This is a genomic window from Nonomuraea sp. NPDC002799 (assembly GCF_053592075.1).
Window position 1 is genome coordinate 1 of the sequence record NZ_JBSFVA010000089.1, and the last position, 8,611, is coordinate 8,611.

Sequence of the window (8,611 nt, forward strand, 5' to 3'; positions counted from 1 at the left end):
CGATCTGTGGTCGGCCTTCTCCGCGTCGATGAGCTCGTACTTGGCGAGCGTCATCGAGTCTCTGCCGCGAAGAAGGCGGCCGCTTTTTTCAGGAAGATCAACTTCTCGCGCAGCTCGGCGTTCTCTCGCTCCAGCTCCCGGATCCTGGCCCGGTCCGGCCCGGAGACCGGCCGCGGTTCCTCCTGAGCGCTCACAATCCGATGCCGGTTCACCCAGCTGCCCAGGGTGCTGGCGTTGATGTCGAACTCCCGCGCCACCGACGCGACCGTCCGCTCACCCTCCAGCACCATGCGGACGGCTTCTTCCTTGAACTCCGGCGAGAACTGCCTACGACGCCTCGTCACGTACCTACCTCTCCAGACTTCTGTCAGCTTAGGAGCCGCCGGAAAATAACTAGCTGCTTTGATCTCGGCAGGCTGGTGTGTCGGGGTGGGCCTGTCATGGTGGGGGTATGGGCGATGGGCGAGATGGCTCGGCGACCTTGGCGGTGAAGTTTCGGCTGCTCTTTCCTCATCTGGACGAGCGTCAGCGGCGGTTACTGATGGGGGCCGAAGCCCAGACGCGCGGGCATGGGGGAATCGAGGCGGTCGCCCGGGCTGCGGGGGTGAACGCGGGCACGGTCTCGCGAGGCTTACATGAACTTGCCGACGGCGCGCCGGTGCTGGGTCGGGTTCGTCGCGTAGGCGGGGGCCGAAAGCCGATCACCCAGACCGCACCGCTGGTACGTGCGGCGTTGCTGGCGCTGGTCGAGCCGGACATGCGCGGAGATCCGGACTCGCCGTTACGGTGGACGACCAAGTCGACCCGCCATCTGGCGGCCGAACTGACCCGTCAGGGGCATCGCATCAGCGCGGACACCGTGGCTGACCTGCTGCGAACAGAGCATTTCAGTCTGCAGGGCAACGCCAGAATCCGCGAAGGCAAGCAGCACCCCGATCGTGACGCCCAGTTCCGCTACATCAACGAGCAGGCGCGGTCCTACCGGATCGGCAGGGATCCGGTGATCAGCGTCGACACCAAGAAGAAGGAACTGATCGGTGAGTTCGCCAACACCGGTCGCGAGTGGCGGCCGGCGGGTGCACCGACGCCGGTCAACGTCCACGATTTCCCCACCGATGCGGTGGGCTCAGCCATTCCCTACGGCGTTTACGATCTGGCCGCCAATGCCGGCTGGGTCAGCGTGGGCACCGACCATGACACGGCCGCGTTCGCGGTGGCCGCGATCCGCCGCTGGTGGCAGGCGATGGGCCAGAGCACCTATCCCACCGCGCAACGGCTACTGATCACCGCGGACGCGGGTGGTTCCAACGGCTACCGCATCCGCGCCTGGAAGGCCGAACTCGCCAGCCTGGCCACCGAGACCGGCCTGGAGATCACCGTATGCCACTTCCCACCAGGCACCTCCAAGTGGAACTCCATCGAGCACCGGCTGTTCTGCCACATCACGCTGAACTGGCGAGGTCGCCCGCTGACCAGCCACGAGGTCGTCGTCAACACCATCAGCGCGACCACCACCGACACCGGACTGAGCGTGCACGCCGAACTCGACACCGGCTCCTACCTCACCGGAGTGACCATCAGCGACACCGACCTGGCCGCCCTGCCCCTCACCCGACACCACTTCCACGGCGACTGGAACTACACGCTGGCGCCTCGATCAGATCCAGAAACCCACACGCTCATCCAACGGCCACCCCGCCGAAAACCAACCACCCCAAAGCCGCTCCGCACATCTGCTGCCGGGCTGGACCCATGCGACCCGCATCTCCTGGCCCACCCCATGCTCACCGGCATGCCACGCGCGGACCTCACCCAGCTGACCACCACCCTGGACGGCCTACGACAAGGCATCCACCAGGCCAAAGAGCATCAATACCACGACCGCACCGGATCCGCCCTGCCCACCGGCCGCCCTCCACAGCTGCCCTTCGCTCGCCGCGTCCTGATCACCGTGCTCCACCTACGATTACGCCTGAGCGTCAAGGCCCTCGCCGCCCTGATCGGCACCAGTCGCGGCACGATCTACCGCGCCCTCGACGAGATCCGCCCCCTGCTGAGCCAGCACCACATGCGCATCAAGTCCATCGATACCCAATCGATCTCACTCACAGATCTCTTAACCCTCGCCCAGACCACAACCGAACCAGATCAAAGCAGCTAGTTATTTTCCGGCGGCTCCTTATGTAGACGACTGTCCGGAATCTCCTGGGCGCCTCATCCGCATAACGGGCCACTACATCCACTGACGAGACTTCGCCACGCTCGATTTGCGAGACACGCGCCTTCGTGCGCTGCAGTTGGCACAAGCCATTGAGCTAGCTATGCAAAAGCTGGTCACAGCTGCGGCCGTGATGCTTGAGCACCCGCGCGTCATCCATATTCGATTGCTCGCCCTACTGCTGTTGCTCATCGGCTTCCACTTCGACCTCTCGGCCTCGTAGCCTTCGGGCTCGAATGCGCGTTCGAGCGGCGGGTATGCTCGCCAGCATGTCCGAGCTGCCCTGGGTCGCACTGCCTGGCCACCACGCCAAAGCGGGCGGTCTGGCCGAGTGGCGCAAGTGGGCAAACAGCGAATAGAAGCGTTTGTAGAGAACGTCAAGGACGTACGCCGCACCTACGAATGATCAGATGGCCATGCCGCGCTTCCGCCCATCCAGCCAACCATCCCTGTGGGTCTCGGGTGCCTGTCCGGCAAGGTCCACGACCTGAGCGCCGCCCGCGTCTGAGAAGGCCGTAGCTGTACTTCGCAGTCGTACAAGATCGCAAAGGCCACTTCCCGATCACGGGGAGTGGCCTTTGTTCTGCTGTGGAGCCTGGGAGATTCGAACTCCTGACTTCCTGCTTGCAAACACGTACGACGATCAAAATCGGCCTGCGAAGACGCAGCTCAACGCTCTTATTGCGTTCCCTGTGACTCCCCGCTGTTCCCCCTGGCTTCCCGCCCCATCGGGCACGCAACGGGCACGCAAACAGGATGTCGGAGCGCTGCTCGGCTCAACCCGACCCCCCGCTGACTTGCGACCATCCCAGAGGGGACAACAAGGCCGCAGTCACGAGGGAAGCCGCCGTCCGGCCACCGATCGAGACCCGTAGGTCCTTTGTACATCCATCACTCATTACCTTGCCCTTCTTGTCCCGTGCGCTGTTCTGCTTGTAGGTGTACGAGACGTGAGGGAAGGCCATGCATAGAAGTCCGACGAAGATTGTCATCAGCTCGGGAGTCGAGTTCAGTCCAGCAATGCCTACTGATCAGCCTACGTCACATCGCCCGACCCACGGACGCGAGATCGATACGGTCGCGAGGTCCGATACTCGAACCTGCAACCGTCGGATTAAAAGTGGAGCGCTGCTCATTTCAACGCGTGGGGCCTGAATTGTGGTCTGTGAACTTTCCGATCAGGACCAAGCAAGATCATTCCGTCTATGTTCCAGATCTTTGGACGCCAGCGTTGCTCGGTTCGTCTCAACATCCACGGCCAGGGTCAACGGGGATCGCCCTCGCCAACGCGCGAGCCGGGAGCGAGGTGTGAATGTGAAGATCACATGAGCACGCGGGCCGTCCCCACCGGGTAACTCCTCCAGGGTGTGCCATCGGTCCTCTTCCCACGCCTCCTTGTCGTACCCGAGGGCAGTCAGCTCCGCCTCTGCGGCAGATCGGGCCGTTCGGATTTTCCCCCCTAACTTTGTCGCCCCGTCGTAATTGTCGTGATCACCTTGGTCCGGGAACAGATGATGATGGTCGTAGCCGACTTCGGCGAATGCATCTCGCAGCCACTGGCGCTTGTCCGGGCCGGCGGTTCTCCACGTGTAGGTCAGATTCCACGTGATGTTCTTCCGGGAACGAGGGCGACGGATCATGGCTGCAAGACATGACGGCAGTTGATCTCCGAGGTCTGACAGCATGTGGATCCGCTGAAGGTAGGCCGTCGACTCGGCTCCGGGGTTATCACTGTCCAGCCAGAGCGTCTTGCGATATCGGACCATGCACCGGATGTCCATGAAGGCTCGATGGATCACGTTGACAAGGGCCTCTTCCCCTCCCGATGGATAAAACGGCTTTCCCAGCAGGAACCGATTGCGCATCGGCGTGCTCCTCCCTTGCCGGATCATCCTGTCACCGTTGTCCCACCCCCATGGGAGTCGATTCCGCACTGTCAGCTTGGGAATTGCAAGGATCCCGGCTCGAAGAGGCGTTGACTTTCGGCTGAGACCGGTCGTGAGTGACCGTGGTTGACCCCTGGTTACCCCCTTAATGGCACGCTAATGGCACGACGATCAGCCCGCGACCTGGTGTTTCTCGCGCGACGCGCGCACCTCGCCCGCCTGGTCATCCCGTCTGCCGTCGACCGCCCGGAGGGGAAGCGGGCCAGGGCCACGGGTACCAGATGGAACTCCCTACCGGACGAACGATCTGGTACCCGTGGCCCTGGTCTGCTCGGCTTGTCCCGGGTCGATGGTGGGCGGGATGATCAGGCTTCCACCTCAGCCACCTACGAAAGCGCAACCCCTGTCGGATCAAGGGAGCCGGCCAGGAACAGTCACCGGAACGTCCGGTGCTCACGGTCGTTCAGGTCTACCGGATCGTGGATGTCATCGAACACCGGTATCGAGCGTTGGTGCTGCTGGGCACCTTCGCCAGCCTGCGGTGGGGCGAGATCACTGGACTCCAGCGGCGAGACCTCGACCTGGAGTCCGGATCGAGCGCCAGTTGATCCAGATCACGGGCAAGGGCCTGATCTTCACGCCTCCCAAGTCGGCGGCGGGCAAGGGGACCGTGGTGATTCCAGACCTGATCATCGATAAGCTACGGGCGCACGTGAGGGACTTCACCCAGGACGGGGAAGAGGGCTTGGTCTTCGCCGGCCCTGACAACGGACCTCTCCGCAACACCAACTTCAACCGGCGTGTCTGGGCCAAGACACTCCGGGACGCGAGCGTGCCAAAGATCCATTTCCACGATCTACGACACACGGGCAACACTCTGGCGGCCGACGCGGGCGCCTCTACCCGGGACCTGATGACGAGGATGGGGCACGCCAGCACGCGCGCCGCGATCATCTACCAGCACTCCACCGACGAACGTCAGCGCGAGGTGGCGAAGAAGCTCGACGGCCTCGCACGCGGAGCACTTGACAAGCCATCGGGCACGCAACGGGCACGAGGACCTGAATAGCCCTTAGGAAGATCAAAAGCCCAGGCCAATGACCTGGGCTTTTGTATGCGTGGAGCCTAGGAGATTCGAACTCCTGACTTCCTGCTTGCAAACGGGAGCCGGTCACCATATGGGGAGGGTCTCGACCTGGTCAGACGGCAGATGCGGCCTGATGACGTGTGATCACGTAAGCCGACGTTGCTGTATCTGCTGCTGTACACAGCACCTGTGCCGGCGCCGCCATCTCAGGCGATAGCAGCGATGTCACCGTCGTCGAAGTAGATCGACTGATGAAGCCGACCTCCCAGAGCAACGGCGTACCGGGCGAGCACGTCCTGACCCGAGATCTTGCCTTGCTCGATTTGCGAAATGCGCCCCTTGGTGACCCCCATACGCTGTGCGATGGCCTGCTGGGTCAGCCCTCGACTACGGCGGATCTCAGCAAGCCGGTGTCCTTGCACCTTGGCGAGGAGTTCCTGCTTGCCCGCCTCAACCGCGTCCTCACCGCCGGCGCGTTCGACATGCTCAGCGCGAATGTCCTTCCAACGCACATAACCCGTCACGATCCGCCCTCCTCCGCCTGCCGTTCCTTCATATAGATCTCGTAGCGCTGCTCGGCGAGCGGGATGGCCTGCTTGTACCAGGCATTCCACCGTCCAGCCTTATCACCCGCGACCAGCAGGATGCTGGACCGCCACGGATCGAAGGCGAACAAGATCCGCACGGTCCCCGGCCGAAGCTCCTTCAAGTTCTGCAGATGTGAGGCGGTGATCGTATCGACCAGCGGCCGTCCCAGACCTGGCCCCCCTTCGGCAAGCGCGTCGATCGCCTGCACAACACGCCTATGTGTCGCGTCGTCGAGTTGCCCGATCCACTCGCGCACCTCGTCGACGATGTAGACATCCCACTCGTCTGCCACATGCAAGAGTATAGCGAACGGTATACCTCCGCTGAGCCTCGAACCAGCAGATCAGCCTGTGAGGACTTCCGCCAACTAAGTAGCGCAAAGCAGCGTCCTATATACCGTTCGTATTCACGCGAAGCCGGAGGGGACACCCGATGCCCAACGCCAAGTCCTCCGCGCGCGATCAAGCGAAAGGCTGCGGCTGCCTCGCAACCGTCTTCTTGATCGCAGCCGGCTGCAACGCCCTCTCCGTCAGCAATGACCCGACACTCTCCGCCACCTACAGCCCACCGCCCATCCCGTCACGCACCACCTCATTGACGCCAGAACCCGTTGACGACCTCAACGACAGCATCGAAGACCACTACGAGAATGACAAAGATGGCGAAGGCGTGATGAAGACCGGCAACCGCCACGACCGATACCCCAGCACAGGACGGCGCCAACCGAAGCGCACTCGTCCAACCAAGCCGAAGCCTGTGCCGGTCGCCAAAACGTGCCCGGGTTGGCATCTGCGGCAGCTCTGGAGCGGTCGGCGTCGCATCCAACGGCCGCACCTACATGTGCCGTGACGGCCACTGGCCACGCTAATGCCTCATGGGAAACCTACCGAGCCAGACATGACGAATTCAGAAGGGGACGATACCGATGACCCGCGTGTACGTGACTGGAGCAGGGGACCGCTATCACACGTCAGACGATTGCATCGGGCTTCGATCCGGGCAAGAGGGCGGCCAGGCCCAAGGCTACGATCTGCGAGAAATCGTCGACGTGGAGCTGAGCTCGGCGGTAGCGGCAGGCAAGACCGCGTGTAAGTCCTGCGGAGGAACGACACCTTGAGCACCGGCCACGACTGCGGCTCATCCTGACACGATCACCGATTCTCGGCGGTCGTCGCTATCGACCACGACTCGGCAATCGGGGAACTAGTCAAAGCCGAACTAGCCACTCCCCTCTACCGGCGCAAGGAGAAGTGACGTACGTGCGATCTGGCCCTCGCCGCGGAAGCAGCCCGGACCCGATCACGCCAACGAGGACTCGTCGGCGCTATCCCTGACAACGTGGTCGTCCTGGACGGCGCCGGCTACCCGCCAGAGCTGCTCGACCAGGGTGTCAGCGAGGTCACAGTCGCCAGGGCGTACCGGCTGCTCAAGGCCGTTCTTACCACGGCGGTGGACGATCTGGTTATCAAGCGCAACCCGTGTCGGATCAAGGTCGCCGGCCAGGAACAGTCTCCCGAGCGTCCGGTGCTCTCGGTCTCCGAGGTGTATCGGATCGTCGACGTCATCGAATACCGGTACCGGGCTCTCGCCCTGCTGGGCACGTTCGCCAGCCTGCGCTGGGGCGAGATCACCGGACTCCAGCGGCGGGACCTCGACGCCGGAACCGTACGGGTTAAGCGTCATTGATTCAGATCACGGGCAAGGGCCCGGAAGCTCAACGATCTAGCATGCGGCGCACTCGACGACCCCATCGGGCACGCAACGGGCACGGGACCAGAAATAGCCCTCGGAAAGATCGAAAGCCCAGACGCCTGGCCTGGGCTTTCGTATGCGTGGAGCCTAGGAGATTCGAACTCCTGACTTCCTGCTTGCAAATCGGTCTGATCTCCGAGGACAACCGCCTTGACCTGGGCGGCAGGCAGTCCGCCAGTAACCGTGACTGACCCGTGTTGACCGCCCTTAATGGCACGCTAATGGCACGGCGATCACGTGTGTGGTCACGGGGTCGGTTCTGCCGGACCTCTGTCCTACGGTGCGCGGTCACCGTATTTTTCGATGATCGAACTGAGCGAGCGTGAGCCTGACGGCATCTCCTGCACCAGTGGATCCGGTGAGGTGAAGCCAGTGTGTACGGATCGCATCCATTCGTCGTCGACCACAGCCTGGCATAGCGCTTCGGCGGTGATGAGCGTGGCGAGACCGCAACTGTTCTCCCAGGTCTCCCGACCCGCTGGGCTGGCGGCGATCCATTGCTCGACGCTGGCGAGATCAGGAACTGGATACCAGTCCCAATCCAGCATGTCGAACTTGACCACCAGGCCGCTTTCCGTCCGATAAGAGACCAAGGCTGGGGCTTCATCGATCCATACAGCGCTCAGGCAGGGACCATACTGCGCCAGAATGGGAAGAGCACCCTCGGTGACAGAATCGACGCGGTAGTCCATGATGACGGTGCCATTGCCGAGGCGCCCGATGAGCATGTCGACGTCGTCTGCGTTGAAGCGTGCCGGCTGAGTGCTCTCGGGTGAGATGCCATACGCAGCCAGGACGTCGTCAATCTTGGTGGCGGAACACCACGTCAAGTCGACGACCAGCGGGGTTTGCAGGCGAAACCACTTGCTGTAAGTTGAGTCGATCACGGACGTTTCCTCTCAGCTGACACCGCCATGGGCCACGCTCAAGGATCTTTGCGCATCCGCGTGCCGTCCGCCGCCGAACCGCGATCAGCCACGTTGCTCGGTGAGCCAGGGTGAGGAACGAACCCTGGATCGTCGATCGCCCTCAAGCACGTACGGCGTCCAGCCATGCAGTGGCGATCGTAGGGCTGCATCT

At 62.8% G+C, this 8,611-nt stretch carries 9 protein-coding genes, 1 tRNA gene and 1 pseudogene; 5 read left to right on the forward strand and 6 right to left on the reverse strand.

Annotation, left to right across the window (positions count from 1 at the left end; genetic code table 11):
• Positions 1-50: 50 nt before the first annotated feature.
• The gene (locus ACWD0F_RS51180; protein ID WP_449890303.1) at positions 51-344 is read right to left on the reverse strand and encodes a transposase; all 294 of its coding nucleotides are present in this window, start codon (positions 342-344) and stop codon (positions 51-53) included.
• Positions 345-451: 107 nt separating this feature from the next.
• Between ACWD0F_RS51180 and ACWD0F_RS51185 the strand changes: the two genes are divergently transcribed.
• Positions 452-2,161, forward strand: coding sequence for an ISAzo13 family transposase (locus ACWD0F_RS51185; protein ID WP_449890305.1), 1,710 nt, complete (start codon positions 452-454; stop codon positions 2,159-2,161).
• Between the two features lie 1,235 nt (positions 2,162-3,396).
• On the opposite strand, the gene ACWD0F_RS51190 is transcribed toward ACWD0F_RS51185, so the two are convergent.
• Positions 3,397-4,083, reverse strand: a complete 687-nt coding sequence (locus ACWD0F_RS51190) for a hypothetical protein (RefSeq protein WP_449890307.1) — start codon at positions 4,081-4,083, stop codon at positions 3,397-3,399.
• 470 nt (positions 4,084-4,553) lie between these two features.
• On the opposite strand from ACWD0F_RS51190, the gene ACWD0F_RS51195 reads away from it, so the two are divergent.
• Together ACWD0F_RS51195 and ACWD0F_RS51200 are read left to right on the forward strand one after the other, a co-directional pair.
• Positions 4,554-4,712: a hypothetical protein gene (locus tag ACWD0F_RS51195; protein ID WP_449890308.1), complete on the forward strand. Its 159-nt coding sequence runs from the start codon at positions 4,554-4,556 to the stop codon at positions 4,710-4,712.
• Positions 4,709-5,173, forward strand: a complete 465-nt coding sequence (locus ACWD0F_RS51200; protein WP_449890310.1) for a tyrosine-type recombinase/integrase — start codon at positions 4,709-4,711, stop codon at positions 5,171-5,173. The genes ACWD0F_RS51195 and ACWD0F_RS51200 overlap by 4 nt, the downstream gene beginning before the upstream one ends.
• Positions 5,174-5,397: 224 nt before the next feature.
• Here ACWD0F_RS51200 and ACWD0F_RS51205 read toward each other — a convergent pair whose 3' ends face one another.
• Together ACWD0F_RS51205 and ACWD0F_RS51210 are read right to left on the reverse strand one after the other, a co-directional pair.
• Entirely contained in the window at positions 5,398-5,715 is a 318-nt protein-coding gene (locus ACWD0F_RS51205; protein WP_449890312.1) for a helix-turn-helix domain-containing protein, read from the reverse strand.
• Positions 5,712-6,071 (reverse strand): type II toxin-antitoxin system RelE/ParE family toxin, encoded by a 360-nt coding sequence (locus ACWD0F_RS51210; RefSeq protein WP_449890314.1) that lies wholly within the window; start codon positions 6,069-6,071, stop codon positions 5,712-5,714. The genes ACWD0F_RS51205 and ACWD0F_RS51210 overlap by 4 nt, the downstream gene beginning before the upstream one ends.
• 140 nt (positions 6,072-6,211) lie before the next feature.
• Here ACWD0F_RS51210 and ACWD0F_RS51215 point away from each other — a divergent pair, with 140 nt between their 5' ends.
• Both ACWD0F_RS51215 and ACWD0F_RS51220 read left to right on the forward strand, forming a co-directional pair.
• Positions 6,212-6,628, forward strand: coding sequence for a hypothetical protein (locus tag ACWD0F_RS51215; protein WP_449890316.1), 417 nt, complete (start codon positions 6,212-6,214; stop codon positions 6,626-6,628).
• 555 nt (positions 6,629-7,183) lie between these two features.
• Positions 7,184-7,456 (forward strand): annotated as a pseudogene (locus ACWD0F_RS51220) (site-specific integrase); the annotation flags it as partial.
• Positions 7,457-7,612: 156 nt separating this feature from the next.
• Here the strand turns inward: ACWD0F_RS51220 and ACWD0F_RS51225 are convergent.
• Together ACWD0F_RS51225 and ACWD0F_RS51230 are read right to left on the reverse strand one after the other, a co-directional pair.
• Positions 7,613-7,725: transfer RNA gene (locus ACWD0F_RS51225), tRNA-OTHER, on the reverse strand.
• 81 nt (positions 7,726-7,806) lie between these two features.
• A complete protein-coding gene (locus ACWD0F_RS51230) occupies positions 7,807-8,418 on the reverse strand; it encodes a hypothetical protein (RefSeq protein WP_449890318.1) in 612 nt (203 codons plus the stop codon).
• Positions 8,419-8,611: the final 193 nt, after the last annotated feature.

Excerpts from the sequence above, each read along its gene's own strand:
- ACWD0F_RS51190 (WP_449890307.1), bottom strand. The coding sequence starts at position 4,083 with ATGCGCAATCGGTTCCTGCTGGGAAAGCCGTTTTATCCATCGGGAGGG.
- ACWD0F_RS51215 (WP_449890316.1), top strand. The coding sequence starts at position 6,212 with ATGCCCAACGCCAAGTCCTCCGCGCGCGATCAAGCGAAAGGCTGCGGC.
- ACWD0F_RS51185 (WP_449890305.1), top strand. The coding sequence starts at position 452 with ATGGGCGATGGGCGAGATGGCTCGGCGACCTTGGCGGTGAAGTTTCGG.